This is a genomic window from Ochrobactrum sp. PL_is483 (genome assembly GCF_055816855.1).
In genome coordinates this window covers 76,640-94,762 of record NZ_JBVPGS010000027.1, presented here as the reverse complement: position 1 = coordinate 94,762, position 18,123 = coordinate 76,640, and the positions used below count along the sequence as shown (strand labels likewise).

16 protein-coding genes are annotated in these 18,123 nt (G+C 58.0%); 6 read left to right on the top strand and 10 right to left on the bottom strand.

The window, feature by feature from the left end:
• Positions 1-159 precede the first annotated feature (159 nt).
• Both AC0TNJ_RS04995 and AC0TNJ_RS04990 read right to left on the bottom strand, forming a co-directional pair.
• Positions 160-408, bottom strand: a complete 249-nt coding sequence (locus tag AC0TNJ_RS04995; RefSeq protein WP_122002176.1) for a GlsB/YeaQ/YmgE family stress response membrane protein — start codon at positions 406-408, stop codon at positions 160-162.
• A gap of 15 nt (positions 409-423) precedes the next feature.
• A complete protein-coding gene (locus AC0TNJ_RS04990) occupies positions 424-825 on the bottom strand; it encodes a DUF3597 domain-containing protein (RefSeq protein WP_473770460.1) in 402 nt (133 codons plus the stop codon).
• A 311-nt stretch (positions 826-1,136) separates the two neighbouring features.
• On the opposite strand from AC0TNJ_RS04990, the gene AC0TNJ_RS04985 reads away from it, so the two are divergent.
• The gene (locus AC0TNJ_RS04985; protein ID WP_473770459.1) at positions 1,137-2,342 is read left to right on the top strand and encodes an acetate/propionate family kinase; all 1,206 of its coding nucleotides are present in this window, start codon (positions 1,137-1,139) and stop codon (positions 2,340-2,342) included.
• A 22-nt stretch (positions 2,343-2,364) separates the two neighbouring features.
• Positions 2,365-4,743 (top strand): phosphoketolase family protein, encoded by a 2,379-nt coding sequence (locus AC0TNJ_RS04980; protein WP_473770458.1) that lies wholly within the window; start codon positions 2,365-2,367, stop codon positions 4,741-4,743.
• Between the two features lie 19 nt (positions 4,744-4,762).
• On the opposite strand, the gene AC0TNJ_RS04975 is transcribed toward AC0TNJ_RS04980, so the two are convergent.
• Together AC0TNJ_RS04975 and AC0TNJ_RS04970 are read right to left on the bottom strand one after the other, a co-directional pair.
• Positions 4,763-5,410 (bottom strand): class I SAM-dependent methyltransferase, encoded by a 648-nt coding sequence (locus AC0TNJ_RS04975; protein ID WP_473770457.1) that lies wholly within the window; start codon positions 5,408-5,410, stop codon positions 4,763-4,765.
• A 167-nt stretch (positions 5,411-5,577) separates the two neighbouring features.
• The gene (locus AC0TNJ_RS04970; RefSeq protein ID WP_473770456.1) at positions 5,578-7,056 is read right to left on the bottom strand and encodes an MFS transporter; all 1,479 of its coding nucleotides are present in this window, start codon (positions 7,054-7,056) and stop codon (positions 5,578-5,580) included.
• Positions 7,057-7,142: 86 nt separating this feature from the next.
• Here AC0TNJ_RS04970 and AC0TNJ_RS04965 point away from each other — a divergent pair, with 86 nt between their 5' ends.
• Positions 7,143-7,688: a TetR/AcrR family transcriptional regulator gene (locus AC0TNJ_RS04965; RefSeq protein WP_473766798.1), complete on the top strand. Its 546-nt coding sequence runs from the start codon at positions 7,143-7,145 to the stop codon at positions 7,686-7,688.
• 61 nt (positions 7,689-7,749) lie between these two features.
• Here the strand turns inward: AC0TNJ_RS04965 and AC0TNJ_RS04960 are convergent, their stop codons facing one another.
• From AC0TNJ_RS04960 to AC0TNJ_RS04950, 3 genes are all read right to left on the bottom strand, one after another.
• Positions 7,750-8,760, bottom strand: a complete 1,011-nt coding sequence (locus AC0TNJ_RS04960) for an agmatine deiminase family protein (protein WP_473770467.1) — start codon at positions 8,758-8,760, stop codon at positions 7,750-7,752.
• Positions 8,761-8,890: 130 nt separating this feature from the next.
• Entirely contained in the window at positions 8,891-11,983 is a 3,093-nt protein-coding gene (locus AC0TNJ_RS04955) for an efflux RND transporter permease subunit (RefSeq protein WP_473770455.1), read from the bottom strand.
• 11 nt (positions 11,984-11,994) lie between these two features.
• Entirely contained in the window at positions 11,995-13,137 is a 1,143-nt protein-coding gene (locus AC0TNJ_RS04950; protein ID WP_473770454.1) for an efflux RND transporter periplasmic adaptor subunit, read from the bottom strand.
• A 300-nt stretch (positions 13,138-13,437) separates the two neighbouring features.
• Here AC0TNJ_RS04950 and AC0TNJ_RS04945 point away from each other — a divergent pair, with 300 nt between their 5' ends.
• Genes AC0TNJ_RS04945 through AC0TNJ_RS04935 form a run of 3 tightly spaced genes read left to right on the top strand, consistent with a single transcriptional unit; the run spans position 13,438 to position 15,244 of the window.
• Positions 13,438-14,067, top strand: a complete 630-nt coding sequence (locus AC0TNJ_RS04945; RefSeq protein ID WP_473770453.1) for a TetR/AcrR family transcriptional regulator — start codon at positions 13,438-13,440, stop codon at positions 14,065-14,067.
• A gap of 29 nt (positions 14,068-14,096) precedes the next feature.
• Positions 14,097-14,720: a GrpB family protein gene (locus tag AC0TNJ_RS04940; protein ID WP_473770452.1), complete on the top strand. Its 624-nt coding sequence runs from the start codon at positions 14,097-14,099 to the stop codon at positions 14,718-14,720.
• A gap of 11 nt (positions 14,721-14,731) precedes the next feature.
• Positions 14,732-15,244: a hypothetical protein gene (locus AC0TNJ_RS04935; protein WP_473770451.1), complete on the top strand. Its 513-nt coding sequence runs from the start codon at positions 14,732-14,734 to the stop codon at positions 15,242-15,244.
• A 53-nt stretch (positions 15,245-15,297) separates the two neighbouring features.
• On the opposite strand, the gene AC0TNJ_RS04930 is transcribed toward AC0TNJ_RS04935, so the two are convergent.
• The 3 genes from AC0TNJ_RS04930 to AC0TNJ_RS04920 all read right to left on the bottom strand — a co-directional run bounded on the left by AC0TNJ_RS04930 (position 15,298) and on the right by AC0TNJ_RS04920 (position 18,066).
• Positions 15,298-15,768, bottom strand: coding sequence for a GNAT family N-acetyltransferase (locus AC0TNJ_RS04930; RefSeq protein ID WP_473770450.1), 471 nt, complete (start codon positions 15,766-15,768; stop codon positions 15,298-15,300).
• A 156-nt stretch (positions 15,769-15,924) separates the two neighbouring features.
• Positions 15,925-16,965, bottom strand: a complete 1,041-nt coding sequence (locus AC0TNJ_RS04925) for an NAD(P)/FAD-dependent oxidoreductase (RefSeq protein ID WP_473770449.1) — start codon at positions 16,963-16,965, stop codon at positions 15,925-15,927.
• A 192-nt stretch (positions 16,966-17,157) separates the two neighbouring features.
• On the bottom strand, positions 17,158-18,066 hold the full coding sequence (locus AC0TNJ_RS04920; RefSeq protein ID WP_473770448.1) for an AraC family transcriptional regulator: 909 nt from the start codon (positions 18,064-18,066) through the stop codon (positions 17,158-17,160).
• Positions 18,067-18,123: the final 57 nt, after the last annotated feature.

Here is an 18,123-nt window from a genome sequence, read left to right as displayed (position 1 = left end):
TGACAAAGACGCCAAAGGCAGCCAGCGCATGAGCGGCTGCAGCCGTTTGCAACGCCTCGCCAGTGCAGGCACAAAACGCGACCCCTCCCAAAAACAAAACCCGCCGAAAAATATCGACGGGTTTGTCAGCGGTCTGAGGCGCCTCCCGGCGCCTTTTTGCTAAGTTATCAATCGGCCCAGCCATATCAATATGCAAGCGCCGATGAAGCCCGCGATCAGATAGCCCAGCCAGCCGCCGAACGAAACACCGAGAAGTCCGAAGATAAAACTCGCCACGGCTGCGCCGATGATACCGAGAATGACATTCATGAATATCCCGGTATTGCTGTTCATGAAATTGGAGGCAATCCAGCCGGCCAGGCCGCCGATGATGATTGCCGCAATCCAGCCTATTCCTGCGCTTCCCATCGGGAACCCTCCTGATTACAAGCCGGCGGGCACCTTGCCGCCGTTGTCCTTGAGTTTCTGGATGACCTGCTTGTGCAGCCACATATTCATGGTGGCGGAATCGCCCGTATCACCGGTATAGCCAAGCTCCTTGGCAAGTTCCTTGCGGTGTTCCAGGCTGCTGTCGAGGCCAAGCGCCTTCATCAGATCGACGATCGAAGTCTTCCAGTTGAGCTTCTGGCCGCTTTTGGCGACGGCAGCATCAAGAATGGCGCCCACGTCGACAGAGCCCGCGGCGGCAGGTGCCGACTGTGCCGGAGCGGCAGCGCTCGGCGATGCCGTTGGCGTCGGCGCAGACGAAGCAGCGGTTTCCGTCGCGGGAGTTGCTGCATGCGCCTCTCCCCAAATGGCGTTCTTAATCTTGTCGAAAATCCCCATCACGAACTCCAATCGTTAAAAAATCGATATGTCCCAAACTTCCCGGCTTACGACGATGGGAAACCTGGACACAGCAGATCATCCGGTGATTCCCGGACAAACGCTCGAATTAAATGAACGGGAAGCGGTTTTGTTCCCTATAAAGTTGTAACAGAAAATTTCATCCGGATATGGAAACGCCGTTGCCTGATCGGGCGCGGCCCCGGTCCGGGTGCGGGGTTCAGCCCGATGATCTGCGCTGGACATATCGTCAGCCCGAAACACTCCCCTATCTTGTTACGTATCAGCCACGAACAAGGGAGAGGCCGGGCGTGCACAAGCAGCTTGTTACGTTCAATGCCGGTTCTTCAAGCGTCAAGATCGGCACGTTCGCTTCTGACGGACAGCAAATTCGAAAACTGGCACGGGGCGAGATCGACCTGAATGCATCTCCCGTAACCTTTCAGTTGCGCGGTGAAGGCGTGAAGCTGGACGTTGCCCTGGCATCTGCTGGAACCGCGAATATCGTCAGCATTCTGGAAGAACTGTTCGCGCGATTGTCCGATCATGTCAGTCCCGAAAACATTCTAGCCATCGGCCATCGCGTCGTCTTTGGCGGCGATGAATTTGCCGGGCCGATATTGCTGGACGATAGACATATCGAGGCTATAGAGAGCCTTTCCATTTACGCGCCGCTCCACCAGCCGAAAAGCACAGCTTTGATAAAGGCCGTTCGAAAGCTCCTTCCCCATCTTCCCCAAACGGCTTCCTTCGACACCGCCTTCCATCAGACCGTACCCGACACAATCCGGCGTTTTGCGGTGCCCATCGCGCTCCATGAGCGCGGAATAAAGCGATATGGCTTTCATGGCTTATCTTACCAGTCCATCATCGAGAACTTTTCCCGACGAGAACCGGAGCTTGCCCGCAGGAAGATTGTCGCCGCACATCTGGGAAGCGGAGCAAGCCTGTGCGCCATGGACAGAGGGAAAAGCGTCGACACCAGCATGAGCTTTTCAACGCTTGACGGCATTCCAATGGCGACCCGTTGCGGCGCCCTTGATCCGGGGGTGCTTCTGCATTTGCTGCAGCAGGACAACATGAGAGCCGACGCACTTTCCGACCTGCTCTATCATCGCTCCGGCCTTCTCGGATTGTCCGGCATCAGTGGCGATACACGCGATCTGCTCGCAAGCGACGATGCCCGCGCGCGCGCGGCCATCGACATTTTCACCGCGCGCATTGCCGGTGAAATATGCCGGCTCGCTGCGACGCTTGGCGGTCTCGATGCTCTCATCTTCACCGCAGGCATCGGGGAACATCAGCCCGCAATCCGCAAAGCCGTCTGTGCGCGTCTTTCCTGGCTCGGTTTGGAAATGGACGTTTCTGCCAATGAAGACAATGCGTTTCGGATCACAAAACCATCCTGCAAGGTAGCAGCGTTCGTGCTTGCTACCGACGAAGAACAGATCATCGCCTCCCAGACACTGGAGGTCATCCAGAACACGGCTGAAACGGCGGCCAGCGTGTCTGCCTAACCATCCGCGAAGGAGACAAAGCATGAGCAAAGCAATCGCCCAAGGCCCTTTGGCACCACAGCAACTTGCGCTGATCGATCGCTACTGGAAGGCCGCCAACTATCTTTCCGTCGGGCAGATCTACCTGATGGACAATCCCCTGCTGCGCGAGCCGCTGGAGCCTGAGCATATCAAGCCAAGACTGCTCGGCCACTGGGGTACGACGCCCGGCCTCAATTTCATTTATGCGCATCTCAATCGCATCATTCGGGAAAGAGAAGCCAACATAATCTACATATGCGGGCCGGGGCATGGCGGTCCGGGCATGGTAGCGAACACCTATCTGGAAGGTTCCTATTCTGAAATCTATCCTGCCGTCAGCGAGGACGAGGCAGGGATGCGCAAACTGTTCCGGCAGTTTTCCTTTCCCGGCGGCATACCAAGCCATGCAGCGCCGGAAACGCCGGGATCAATTCACGAAGGCGGCGAACTGGGATATGCGCTGGTCCACGCCTATGGCGCTGCTTTCGACAACCCTGACCTGGTGGTCGCCTGCGTGGTCGGCGATGGCGAGGCGGAGACGGGAACGCTCGCCGCCTCGTGGCATTCCAACAAATTTCTCAATCCCGCGCGCGACGGCGCCGTGCTGCCGATCCTTCATCTGAACGGCTATAAGATCGCCAATCCCACCATTCTCGCGCGTCTTTCCGATGACGATCTGGCCAGCCTTTTCAAAGGCTACGGCTATGAGCCTTTCTTCGTCGAGGGCAGCGAACCCGAAGCCATGCACCAGAAAATGGCCGCGACGCTGGATACGATCTTCACGCAGATCGCGAAAATCAAGAAACATGCCGATGTAAAATCACCGGAACGCCCGCGCTGGCCGATGATCATTCTGCGAAGCCCGAAAGGCTGGACCGGCCCGAAGGAAGTCGACGGGCTCATCGTTGAGAATTTCTGGCGCTCGCATCAGGTACCCGTTGCCAACTGCCGGGAAAACGATGCCCATCGCAAAATCCTTGAAGATTGGATGAGAAGCTATGACCCGGAGGATTTGTTTGACGAGAAAGGTGCGCTGAAGCCGGAACTGCGCGCGCTGGCGCCGAAAGGCGATTTCCGCATGGGCGCCAATCCGCATGCAAATGGCGGCTTGCTTCGCAAGGAATTGCATACGCCCGACTTCCGGCAATATGCCGTCGGGGTGAGCGAGCCGGGCGCGATTGAGGCGCAGTCCACCAAGATACTTGGCGAATACCTCCGGGACGTGCTGAAGCTGAACGAGCCGGAAAAGAACTTCCGCGTGTTCGGCCCCGATGAGACCGCGTCGAACCGTCTAAGCGCCGTCTTCGACGCCAGTGACCGCGTATGGATGGCTGAAACCCTCGACATAGACGATCACCTTTCAGCCGATGGTCGCATCATGGAAGTGCTGAGCGAGAACCTCTGTCAGGGCTGGCTGGAAGGCTATCTGCTCACCGGAAGGCACGGATTTTTCTCCTGCTACGAAGCCTTCATCCATATCGTGGATTCCATGTTCAACCAGCACGCCAAATGGCTGCAAGTCGCGCGCGAACTGAAATGGCGAAAACCGATTTCCTCGCTCAACTATCTTTTGACGTCTCACGTCTGGCGTCAGGATCATAACGGCTTTTCGCATCAGGACCCCGGCTTTGTCGATCTGGTGGCCAATAAAAGCGCCGATATCATCCGCGTCTATTTCCCGCCGGATGCCAACACGCTGCTGTGGGTGGCCGATCACTGCCTCAAGACCTGGGATCGCATCAACGTTATCGTGGCGGGAAAACAGCCCGAACCGCAATGGCTATCGATGGACGACGCCGTGCGCCATTGCGAAGCCGGTCTCGGCATATGGGATTGGGCCGGAACCGAAGACGGTCTGGAACCGGATATCGTCATGGCCTGCGCGGGCGATGTGCCGACAATGGAAACGCTTGCCGCGGTCGATCTCCTGCGCCAGTCCTTGCCGCATCTGCGCATCCGCGTGGTCAATGTCGTGGACCTGATGGTTCTCCAGTCACCGCAACACCACCCGCACGGCATTGCCGACGACGAATTCGACCGGATTTTCACCACCAACCGACCCGTCATCTTTGCCTATCATGGCTATCCCTATCTCATTCACCGGCTGGTCTATAAACGCGCCAATCATCCCAATTTCCACGTGCATGGCTTTATCGAACAGGGGACGACGACGACGCCTTTCGATATGACGGTCCTGAACCAACTGGACCGATTTCATCTTGCCATCGCGGCTGTCAAGCGGCTGCCAGTCAGCGATGATGTAGCCGCTCCCTTGATCGCCAGGCTCGAGGAAAAGCTGGTCCTTCACAGACGTTACGTGCGTGAACATGGTGAGGACATGCCGGAAATCCGGAATTGGAGATGGGAGGCCCGACCGTAAGGGCAACCGCGCGACATCCTTACGGCTGCGCGCGCTTGCGCGCCACAATATAAGGACGATTATCATTGCCCGTCATGGCGTGGCCTTCGACCGCAAGAATATCGAAGCCTGCGGCAGATATTTGCTGGCTCAGTTTCGTTGCCCCGAAGACGCCCGCATAGGGCGCCTTGCCGATCGCGCGCATCGCGGGCAATAAGGCAAGACGGATGAGCGGGTTCATGTCGCCCACGCAAGGCGTCTTCGAAATGAACAAGCCCTCCGGCTCAAGCAGGGTATGGATACAGCGCAGCGTGCCCGGCAGGTCGCGAACCAGATGGAGATAATTGAATCCAAGAACCACGTTGAACCGTACTGCCTCGGACGCAAGCGTTTCCGCGGTGGCAGTCCGGAAGGTGAGAGCCGGGATTGGGGCAGCTGCAAGCTTTTCGTCGGCAATCGCGATCATTCCAGCCGAGAAGTCTGTCGCGAGGTAACCCTGCACAGCGCCTGCAAGCTTAAGCGCTGTTGTTCCTGTGCCGCAACCCAGCTCCAGCACCTTGTCACTTGTTCCAAGCAAAGCTCGGGTCCGGTCCAGCGTGCGCTCATAGCCGGCCTGATCCGCGATTTTGCCCAAGGCATATTTCCGCGACGTCCGATCCCAGAAACGCGCATCGCTTGCTGTGCCCATGACGGGTCGTCTCCCAACCACCTTTGCACGCATCAATACTGGAGAAATACCATTGCGTGAAGTGGCGGCTCTCCGGGCTTGGGCCGGTCGATACCTTCACATGCGAATGAGACGCCCTCCGCGCCACCGCAGCGATGCGACAGCGCGTCAGGGTCATCAAGGGTTTTTTATCTCGTGCAACGCTGGACCAGATAGGTAGCAACGGTTGCAGCGAACAGCAGCAATGCCGTTGCCACCACAACGGCGACATAGGCATTCTCGAACGCCTGCGAAGCAAGCGTGGTCAGCGCACCGGCATCAGCGGGGGCCATTGATTGCGCTGCAAGCAGCGCTTCATCGAGGCTGTCGCGGACAACCGGAGGAATGCCTGAACCGGCTGGCAGAACAAGGCTCGCCGTATAGAATGCCGACAGGATACTGCCGAAAATCGTCACGCCCAGTGCATTGCCTAGCTCAAACGAGACTTCCTCCACCGAAGCGGCCATCCCCGCCTTCTCGGCAGGCGCACTTCCCATGATCGAGGATGAGGCGCCCGTCATCGCACAGCCGACGCCAAAGCCAAGGACGGCAAGCCCGGCCAGATAAATGTGCGCCGAGAGCCGATAGGTGAGGATGTAGATCATCACCCCGAGCGCCGTAACGCCAAGCGATACCCAAAGCACTTTGCCCGCACCGAAGCGCGGCAACATTGCGCCCGCAAGAGGCCCTGCAACGAAGGCCGCCAGCGGGATAGGCAGAATGGTCAGACCGGCCTGCAGCGGTGTCATGCCTTCGATCAGCTGCATGCGCTGGCTGAAAACCAGTTCCATGCCGGTCATCGACCCCGACGCGACCAGCGCTGCAAACACGCCCAACGAGAACAGTCTCGTCTTGAACAGCGAGAAATCGATCAGCGGTTCAGCGCTTGCAAACTGTCTGCGGACGAAGATCGTCGTGGCAACAAGGCCGATGACAAGAGCTGCCGCGAATACCATCATCGATGCATCGCGCTTTGCCAGTTCCTTGACGGCATAGGTGAGCGCGATCAGACCGATCATGATCTGGACCGAGCCCACGAGGTCCCATTTGCGCTTTGAGCCAAGCGGGCGGTTTTCAAGGTGGAAGGCCGAAAGCCCGAGCGCCACCAGAACAACCGGCACGTTGATCAGGAAGACCGAACCCCACCAGAAATATTCCAGCAGAATGCCGCCCGCGACCGGGCCGATGGCAGCACCACCCGAAGCGATTGCCGCCCATATGCCGATGGCAAGTGAGCGTTCCTTCTCATCGGTGAAAGTGAGACGGATGATCGAAAGGGTGGCAGGCATCATCATGGCCGCGCCGCAGGCGAGGAATGCGCGCGCCGCGATCAGAATTTCCGGATTTGGCGAATAGGCCGCACAGAGCGAGGCAAGGCCAAACACCGCCAGCCCGTTCATGAACATGCGCTTGTGGCCGAGCTTGTCGCCAAGCGTGCCGACGCCCGGCAGCAAACCTGCCACCACCAGAGGGTAGATGTTCATGATCCAGAGCTTTTCCGAAGCCGTTGCCGCGAGATCATGGGTGAGGCGCGGCAGGGCCGTGTAGAGCACTGTCATATCCACGACGATGAGGAACAACGCGCTGGAAACAATTGCCAGAACGAGCCAACGATTTTGCGGCAACATCGGTTCATACCTTTTCAATACGGTCGTATTCAAACTTGTCAGAGGAGCCGACCTAATATAAATCCGTCCGTATGGAAAGTAAGAAATTGCAAAAAACAGGTCGTCCGCGCTCGATCAACCGCGATCATGTGCTCGACATGGCTGAAAAGCTTGTTGAGGAAGGCGGCATCCTTGCGCTGACCATGGACGCGGTTGCGCAAGCCGCCGGCGTAACCAAGGGCGGCGTGCAATATTGCTTCGGCAACAAGGACGGGCTGATGAAAGCCATGATCGAACGGTTGGGCGACCGGTTCGATGATCAGGTGGCGGCACGCAAGCAACAGAAGAATGACGCGATCTCACACATAGCAGCGCATATCGCGGTGACACGCGAAAGCGACGCGGACGACGATTCACGGTTTGCCGCGATGATGGCGAGCCTTATTCCCAACTCCCACTATCTCGAAGAAACCCGGGCCTGGTATCGCAAGCAATGGGACGGCCTTGATATTTCCACGCCGGAAGGACGACGGGCGCGTTTGGCATTCATTGCCAATGAAGGCGCATTCTGGCTGAGAAGCTTCAACCTGTTCGAGCTGACGCAGAAAGAATGGCAGTCGATCTTCGATGACATCGAAGACCTTCTTGCGTAGGCTGGGGCAAAATTCCTGCGCTCCACCTGCAACAGGAAGTCCAACGCGGGAAGCATGTTGCTTAAAAGCCTGCCTTCGCCATCGGCTGGTGCCCGGTCACACAATGGATGCCTCCGCCTCCTGCGGCGATCGCGTCTATATTCAGTTGAACGATTTCCCGCCCCGGATAGAGTTCGGCCAGCAATTCCCGGCATCTTGCGTCCGCTTCGGCATCGCCGAACTCCGGGGCTATTACGCCACCATTAACTGGCAGATAATTGATATAGCCCGGGGCAAAATCAGGATCTTCCGAAAATTTGTTCCGGCGCGGCTTCAACGGGGGCGCCAATGTGTGGATGCGCAGCCGATTTCCATCGGCATCCGTGGCCTGTTTTAATATTTCCAGATGCTCTCGGGTGACGTCGTAATCAAAGGAAGCGGGGTTCATCTCCAGATTGGCCACGACCTCTCCTCTTCGCGTGAAGCGGGCATAAAAGTCGACATGCGCATCCGTGATGTCGCGGCCCCTGATACCCGGTAGCCATATGATTTTCCGCAACCCCAGCATTGATCGAAGCTCGGCTTCAACATCCTGTTTGCCCCAACCGGGATTGCGGTTGTCGTTGATCCAGCAACTTTCCGTTAAAATCGCGGTACCATAACCATCGACTTCGATTCCGCCTCCTTCACCGTGCAACCGGCTGCGAATATAGGTCGTTGCCAAGGCATCGCTGACGAGCCGCGCTACACCACTATCCTTTTCGTGTTGCTGCTTCCCGCCCCAGCCGTTGAAATTGAAGTCAACGGCGCCCAGTTCACCCCGCGCGTTCACGACGAAGTTCGGTCCGATATCACGCATCCAGATATCGTCGAGTTCGGCCTCGATGAACGACACATTGCTTGCAGCGCAATTGAGCTTCGCGCTTTCCAACTCGGTTGCGCGGTATAAAACCGTCACGGGCTCAAACCGGGCGATCAACCTGGCGAGAGCGCCAATGGCCTTCTGCACATCGGTTGTCAGATCGCCCCAAATTGCGTCCTGCGCGCCGAAGGCGAGGAACGTTCGGCTGTGATGCCGATCCTCAGAGGGCATAACCCAGTCAAGCATTATTCTTTCCCTTCATGCAGCTCATCTAACATATTGATCCGGATAAAGTTGTCGCAAGCGATCACCCCATCCTTTTTCGCGCAAAGCTATCGCATATACGCTGGGTGCCTTCATTCTATCCAGGCGCCTGCTTGTTCAGGATTTGCTCGCCAAGCGCGCGATCACCTTCCGTCACGGAGGTGAGCCGTTTCAGCTTGCTGCCGAGCCAGCCATTGAGATCGTCCATGGCGGTGAACATGACCGGCACGAAGATCAGGCTCAATGCCGTCGAAGCGATGAGGCCGCCGATGACGGCAATCGCCATCGGCGCGCGGAAGGCAGCGTCGCCGCCGACGCCTATGGCTGCCGGGACCATGCCCGCCACCATTGCAATGGTGGTCATGATGATCGGGCGAACGCGGGTAATGCCGGCCTTCAGCAGCGCGGAGCGGCGATCGAGACCCTCCCTGCGGCATTCGATGGCAAAATCCACCATCAGGATCGAGTTCTTGCAGACGATGCCCATCAGCATCAAAATGCCGATGACCGAAGAAAGATCGAGTGCCGCGCCGTAAATAAGGAGTGCCAGCGCCGCGCCGCCGATGGAAAGCGGCAGGGCGATCAGAATGGTGAGCGGTTGCAGGAAATCCTTGAACAGGAGCACCAGCACGGCAAGCACCATCAATATGCCCGTCAAAAGCGCGAGGCTGAAATTGACGAACATCTCGTTCATGGATTCGGCATCGCCATATTCGATCTGGCTAACGCCCGCCGGGAGATCCTTGTATGCGGGCAATTTCGTAATCGCCGCCATGGCGCTTCCCAGCGTGGCGCCATTGTTGAGATTGGCCTCCAGCTGGATCAGCCGCTTGCGGTCCAACCGCTCCAACCGGCTTTCGGCAGTGCCAAAAGAAATATCGGCCACCGAAGCGAGCGGCACCGCCTTTCCGGACGCCGTTCCCACCTTCAGACTGCGCAATATATCCAGATCGCTGCGAACGGTTCCTTCCAGGCGAACCCGTATCGGAATCTGCCGGTCGCCAAGATTGAACTGCGCCGAGTTGGAATCGGTCTCGCCAAGCGTGGCTATACGCGCAACCGTGCTGATCACTGCCGGCGAAACGCCGAGCCTGGCCGCTTCATCGAGGCGCGGCCTCACGTGCAATTCCGGTGCAGGCAGCGGCTCCGTCGAGACGACATTGGCCAGTTCCGGCAATTGCCGCATCTCCGCCTCAAGCTTGCGGGCAGCACGGGTGAGTTCCTCGCCATCGTTCCCGGCAAGCGTGACGGAAACTTCCTTGCCGCCGCTATCGTTCAGGAATGTGAACTGGATATCCGGCGTGGCGGTGAAGATTGGGCGAACCGCCGCCTCAAACGCCTTACGGCTCAAGCTTCGTTCCGAACGCGGCTTCAGTTTGATCAGGAGATCGAAATCGCTAATGCTGTCGCTGGTGGACGCCAATACATCCTTTACTTCAGGCCGCTCCAGCAATTGCCGAACGATCCGGTCGGAAACCCCGGCGGTTTCATTCAGTTGCGACCCAGGCGCCAGTTTGACATTTACCTGCGAGAGATTGGAGTCGCCTTCCGGCAGGAAGCCGGTGGGCAGCAAGGTCATCAGATAGATGGAGCCTGCGAAGATAGCCGCGACGAGCGCGAAGGTAGTCTTGCGGTGATCGAGCGTCCAGCCAAGAACGCCCAGATACCAGCGGCCCAGCCAGCTTTCCGTGGCATCATGATGCGCCGCCCCCGCCGGCTGCAGCAGATAGGCCGCCATCAGCGGCGTCAATAGCCGCGCGACGGCCAGCGAGATCAGCACGGCGATGGCGACCGTCAGGCCGAACTGCTTGAAATATTGCCCGACCGCGCCGCCGATGAAACTGACCGGCGCGAAGATGGCGACGATGGTGAGCGTAGTCGCCACGACCGCGAGCCCGATGGCGTCGGAGGCTTCGAGCGCCGCAATATAGGGCCGCTTGCCCATATGCACGTGCCGTTCGATATTCTCGATTTCGACAATGGCGTCATCGACGAGAATGCCGATAACCAGCGTCAAGGCCAGGAGGCTGATGCTGTTGAGCGTGAAGCCCAGCATATGCATGGCGAAAAAGGTCGGCAGGATCGACAGAGGCATGGCGACGGCGGCGATCAGGGTCGCCCGCCAGTTCCACAGGAAAAGGAACACGACGACGACCGTCAGGATTGCACCCTCGATCAGGGCCGACATGGCATTATCATAGCTCTGGAGCGTGTACTCCACGGTGGAGATCAGCTCGATGAGCTTTAGTTCGGGATGCGCCTTCTGGATTTCCGCCAAACGAGCGGTGGCCGCATTGGCGACTGTCGTATCGCTATAACCCTTGGCGCGCGATATCGAGAAGCCGACCACCGGCTTGCCGTCCAGACGGGCAAAGCCGCGCGGCTCAGAAGGGCCATCTTCCAGCGTGGCGATCTCACGCAAAGGAATCCAGCGGCCGCCTGGCAGCGATATCGTCAGCCGCGCGAGGTCGTCCAAGGTTCTGGCGCTGGCGATGGTGCGAACCGACTGTTCGCGGTCACCAATATTACCGCGCCCGCTCGGCACATTGACGTTCAATTCGCGCAGCGCCGTGTTGATCTGGTCTGCCGAGACACCCAGCGCCTGCAGTCGGTCCGGCTTCAGGGAAACACGGATTTCCCGGTTGACGCCGCCCAGCCGCTGCACCTTCTGGACGCCCGGAACGGTCAGCAGCTCGCGGGTGATCGCATCGTCCACAAACCATGACAGATCCACCGGGGATATCTGCGGCGCGGAGACCATGTAATAAAGGATAGCGCTGCCATCGACATCGACGCGCGAGATCACCGGCTCCTGGATCGATTGCGGCAGGTCGGAGCGGATCTGCGTCACCGCCTCGCGCACATCATTGGTCGCGCGATCGGGATCGATGCCGATCTTGAACTCGACCGTCGTCGTCGATACGCCATCTGCGATGCTCGAGCGGATATGCTTGACCCCGGCAATGCCGGAAACCGCGCCTTCGACACGGCGGGTTACCTGCGTTTCCATCTCGGAAGGGGCCGCGCTCGGCTGCGTCACCGCCACCGTGACGATCGGGAAGGTCACATTGGGGTTGGCATTGATCGGCAGCTTGGTGAAAGCGATCCAGCCAGCCAGTGTCAGCACGATGAAGAGAACGATGGTCGGAACCGGCTTGCGGATCGCCCAGGCGGAAATATTGCTGGTCACAACGGTAACTTTCAGGGGGTCTGGATGTCGACGGGCGTGACAGGCTCGCCATCGCGAAGCAGCGGCCCTGCCTTCGCGACCACCCGCTCGCCGTCTCGCAGGCCGGAGCGGATTTCGACCTTGCCGTTCTGCCGCGCGCCAAGCTCGATGCTTCGCTTGACCGCCTTGCCGTCGACAATGACAAATACCGACGCATCGCGGGGCTGCGCGCCATGAAGAAGCGCGGAGTCGCTGACGAGGATCGCATTTCTATGCGCAACCTCGACTTCGGCTCTGCCGAAAGCCCCCGAAAAGAGCGCCTCCCCCTTTCCTTCGAGCGCAATATAGGCCGTGCCCAGTCGCGTTTCCCGTTCGATCCTGGGCGAGACGAGCCGGATGCGCCCCGGAACCACAGTGCCGTCCGGCAGGGTGACACGTGCCGCTTGTCCGGCCTTCAGCAAAGGCAGGTCACTTTCCGGCACTTCCGCCGCAAGCTCGATTTCGCCGTCGCGGATGAGACTGACAAGCGGCTCGCTGCCGGCAAGTGCACCGGCGCGCGCCTTGCGCTCCGATACGATCCCGGCGACGGGCGCCTCGATGACGGCGCGGGCGCGCTCCCGTCTGGCTTCGGCCAGTTGCGCCTCGGCCTGCGTAAATTCGGCCTCCTCCGCCGCGACCGCCTGATGCGCCACATCGAGCGAGGATTGCCGGTCGTCAAAGTCTTTTTTGCTGATCGCTTTGGAAACGATCAGCCGCTTTGCCCGCTCGAAATTGGCCTTGGCCTGCACCAGCGTCGCCTGCTGCTGGGCAAGGGCGGCGCGGGCACGCGCCACGCGGCCTTCGTTTTCCCGGACCTGATTGTCGAGCTTGCCCGTATCGAGCCGGACAAGCACCTGCCCCTTTGACACCACATCTCCTGCCTCCACTTCAACGGAAGCAATCCGCTGATCCTGCAGCGATGTACCGACTGCCACCTCCTCGCGCGGGACAAACAGACCGTTGAAGGACAATTTCCACGTGGCGGGCGCCTTGACGGCGGCAAAAACCGATACGGCGCGCGGCGCAGGCTCGGTTGGCGCGGCTGCGGCAGCCGCATTCCTCTCCGCCCGTGCGGCATGGACAGCGATGAAAGCCAGGGAACAGACGGCAAGCAGGAGGCCCGGGGGATACCTCATTTCTATATACCTTTAAAAGCTGACAAACCGCGAAATCGCGAAGCGGTGAACCGTGAAATTGTCCAGTTTCTGTCAAGAAAGTTTGTGCACCGCGCAAACTCCAGATTTCTCAAGCCCAGAAAGCCTCCTCCAGTTCTTCATCCATGACATTGCAGGGGGCAGCGCTGACCTTTGCACCGGCGCGCCCCGCGAAACTCAATTTGCTTGCTCATATTCGCACGGATAAAATCATAACAGTTGTTATGATGTCAATGCGCTTTCGTGTTGATGTTCCGTGATCGTCAGGGCTATGCTTTCCGCATGTCGATCAAGAATCAAAATGCTAGCCGGCCAGGACGCGAAAAGTCCGCCAATTACGAAGCCAAGCGTGACGAGGTTGCGCGCGCCGCGCTGCTGGTCATTGCTCGCGACGGGCTTGAGCGGGCTTCCATGAGAGCGATCGCACAGGAAATCGGTTGTACCACCGGCGTGTTGACGCACTATTTTCGCGACAAGGACGCCCTTCTGGATTTTGCCCTTAAGTCGATCGTCAACGCACTTGAAGACGACGGGAACGAGGATGCATCAGTACGAACCCTCGATGCCTTCACGACTGAGGTGGCGAACACCCTTCCTCGCGATGCCGACAGCAAGCAGATGTGGCGAGTCTGGTTGAGTTTCACCGCAGCGGCCTTCAGCCGCCCGGAACATCATAAACGGCACCACCTTCTCTACGAAGCAATTCGCGAGCATTGGGTGCAACGCTTCCTGCACCTTTCACAAGCGGATGCCTTCTCCGCACCGATCGATGTAAAAGAGGAAGCCGCCTTGCTGTTTTGTTTGATCGACGGGATTGGAGTGCAGTCCATTATCTCGCCGCGGCAATTTTCGGCCTCTCAGCAGCGCCATCTGATTTACGCGCACCTCGCGCGCCTTCCATGGAAAGTTTGAGTGTATTCTCATCGAAAAGGTCCAGAATCATGAGCCTACGAGAACAAGCATGGCCGGATCCCGCGTCGATCATCACGTTCGAAGATGGCGATCCCAGTGAAAATCCCTGGATCAACGGAAAACCGAAGCGCGAAGAAATCGAGATCGAAGACTATAGCCCTCTCTGGCCCCAGCAGTATCAAATCTGCAAGGCGCAGATCGCAGGAGCACTCGGGAAGACGGTGCTGAACATCGAACACGTCGGATCGACGGCGGTGCCCGGACTTCCTGCCAAGCCGGTGATTGATATCGATTTGATCGTTTCCGATCCAGCACGGGAAAACGAATATGTCCCTGCGCTCGAAGCACTCGGGTATATTCTGACGATCAGGGAACGCTCATGGTATCAGCACCGCATGTTGCGCCATGAAAATCCACGGGTAAATCTACATGTATTCGGCCCCGCCTGTCCTGAACATATTCGGCATATTCTCTTTCGGGATTGGTTGCGGGAGCATCCGGCGGACAGGCAGCGATATGCCGAGGCGAAGCTGCGGGCAAAAGGCGGGTCGTTCAACGCGGCCCTCTACAATGCAAGAAAACAGGATACGGTGCGCGCAATTTATGATGAAATTTTCATGAACCGTGGCTGGATCGCTGATAACCACACCTGACAGAGCAAGCCATGCTGAAGACGGCCGCACCAGCTCTGGCACTTTTTGTCGGGATGGGAACATTTCTTGCCGGTACAACTACGCTGCCAATTGCTCCTGCGGCAGCACAGACAAGGGAAACCTACCCGGTGGTTAAACTGCAATCGCTCTTCGATACGAAATCGATCGATCCGGACTGGTTTGCGCCAGCGTTTCTCGAACAGGTTTCCGCGTCGCAGGTCGAGCAGATCATCACCCAGATGAAATCCGCCTTTGGTGCGCCGTCCGCTATAGACGCACCGTCCCTCACGCATTCCACAAATCCTCTGTTCGCAGAACTCGGATGGCCACAAATCGGCTTCAAGGGCGGATCGGAAACTGGGGTACTGAACCTCTCTGCCATAGGCACGACAAGTAAAGGAAAAGAGGTTTGCGCTGTATACACCGCGAACGGCGACCAGCCGCAACCGGAAGATCGCATTGCTGCGCTTTTTGCCGACATTCTGCGCCTTGCAGAAACAGTCGATGCTGCGGGGCCAGACTAACATTGAGGGTTCGTGGTTGACCTTCGTACTTCCACTTAATTGCAGCATCGCAATCAAGCATCCTCAAAATCTGAAATGATTTTCCGCAGCACGAAAGCAACCCCAAAACGCACAGGGGTTTCCTCGATAATCACAAAGCCGCACCGACGATAAAACCCCAGCACTTCGGGTGAGGCGATAACCATGAGGCTCGAGGCTCCATCCGCACGTGCTCGCTGCGTTGCCTCCTGAACCAGATATCGGCCTATACCTGCACCACTGCGCTCAGGCTCCACGAACAAGGCATCCAGTTCCATCTCGCTCGCTGATAGTCTGAGAACCACAGCAAAGCCGACAATCAGCCCATCCACTTCCGCTACTATCGTGTTGCCGTCCTCAATATGAGAAACAGGCAGTTCGACAGCTTCCGGATGCTGTAGCAGCAGTTCGCGGTAAGCGTCGTGGGTCAAAGACGCACGCCATTGCAAGTCAAGTAGAACGGGCTGCTCGCCTACAACAGCAGGCCGTGTGCTAATATTGGTCATTGTTCCCGTCCCTTGATGTATAGCTGCGCTGTTTGCCAACATTACACCGACGCAGCCGCCGCGGTTATTGTAACGAAATCCGACCGGTATCAAACAGGTAGCCGAGGCAACCCGCGACGCTGTAAAAACTGGATCATCGACCAGTGAATGGAGTTCCTACGACAAAAAGGTGGCAACGTCCTGGGCAGCAATTTTTCCCAATCGAGGGGCGAGCATTATGCCAGGGTGGCCGACCACTGCATATACCCCTTCCACGCCAGGAAGAAATTGCTGAAACGGGAGCCCATTTTTCGTCATCGGACGAGATGCAGCAGCTATCGAAAGTAGTGAAATACGCGAATCTGAAAACAGCTCACCTATCAATTGACCGGTCTCGGTCCCCAGATCGGCAAGTCCGTCTTCTCCGCGCTCTGGATAGTCTGCGGCAACGACGAGATTCCCGTCGATGTCCGGACGTAGTTCCAGGTCCGCATTGCAGATCAGGTGCTTCAAGAGTTTTTCGTCCGTTTTAAACCGCAGCAAAACAGCTGGTTCATATTTAACGGGCAATTCCGGTTGGAAATCTTTTGCACCGGGCAGCGTGGTCCCTGCACTGGCCAGCACTATAACATCGGCAGGAATTGAGCGCTTCGTTGTGCGGAGGGCGGCCACACGGCCGCTCCTTATCTCAATGGCTTGTGCGGTTTCTCCAAGATAGAGCTGCGCGCCATATTTAACCGACGCATGGACCAATTGGTTGGTCAATGCGATTGGGTCGACTGCAAAATCGTCTGCAAGCCACGCTGCCGCAACCGGTGGAGTTGAAATTCGCGGCTCCAACTGTTGAATGTCGCTTTGCGTAATCTGCTCAACCCGTGCTCCCATTGCTTGTTGGGATGCTATGAAATTCTCCGTTTCATCGGCTGTCTCCAACCAGACCAAGGCACCTTTTGCTGCTATCGGCAGCGCTCCGAGAGCTTGCTCCATACGGTGGAAATCATCCAAGGCATCCTTTTGCATCTCGAACCGTTGCCCATTGTGTGGTGGGAACGAGCTACCTGTACCTACCCAACCATACGAGGCGTGCGTCACTCCTGCAGCGAACCCATTATGCTGGTCTACAAGCGTTACACCTGCGCCAATACGAGCCAAGTGCCACGCGACAGAAGCGCCAATGATACCGCAGCCGACGACAACAACCCGTCTCGAACTTAACATTCTCATATCCTTTAAACTTCGGAATTAGCAGGCAATCCCCTTCTCCACTTCTATATTCCGGTTCTCAGCAAATTTGCATAGGTGCCGTTAGCCTTAGCAATTTCCTCATGGGTGCCCTGCTCCGACAGTCTACCATCCTTCAGAACGAAGATGCGATCAGCATTGCGCACCGTTGACAGCCAGACCACCTATTCAGCGTGAATGGTCCCGGCGGGAAAGCGACACAACATTGCCGACGGCCCGAGATGCGTTGTGTGGGCAGCGGTCACCGCAGATATGATAAACGTTTTCTTGCCCGCCGCCGCTCGCCTCGGTCGCCGCCGCTTCGGTGAGATAGCGCGCCGGTGTCGTGCCGAGCATCCTCCGGAACATGGCGATGAAGGCGCTGGGGCTTTCATATCCCAGATCAAGGGCGATATTCGTTACGGAATGGCCATCCGCCAACCGCTGAAGCGCGAGGCCGACATGCAATTGCTGCCGCCAGCGGCCGAACGACATGCCCGTCTCGCGCTGGAAGAGCCTCGTCAGGGTGCGATTGCTTGCGCCGACGCGCGCGCCCCATTCCTCCAGGTTCAATCGAAGGGACGGATGCTCGATCAGCGTCTCGACCAGCCTTTTCAATCTCCGGTCAGCGGGCATGGGAAGGCGCAGCGGCTCCACCGGCGCGTTCTCGAGCTCGTCCATCAACACTGACGCCAGCCGCTCCTCTCTTATATCGCCATCAGAGTAGCAATGCGGTTCGTTGACGAACCGCAGGATCAGTTCGCGCAAGAGAGGCTGGACGAAAAGAATGCCGCAATCGGCGCGCCGGCTGCCGCTATCGTCCGGCTCGATATAAAGATTGCCTAGAGAGACCTGCCCCGCCGCTCGCGCAAAATGCGTGACCCCACCCGGAATCCAGATGGCACATTGCGGCGGTACGGTCCAGACCCCTTGCGCGGCCTCGACCGTGATGAGCCCCTCGATGACATATAGCAACTGGTCCTTGCGGTGCTTGTGCGGCTGCGTTTCCCCCGCAAAGGCCAGCTCGACTTTCAACCCGACGACCGGTCGCGCGATGGCGTCCGGATAGTTGAAAGGAGGAAGGATTGGATTGGTCATGAATACCTCGATGCCTGTGCGCTCCCCTTAGCTCCTTTGCGACCATAGCACCAACCA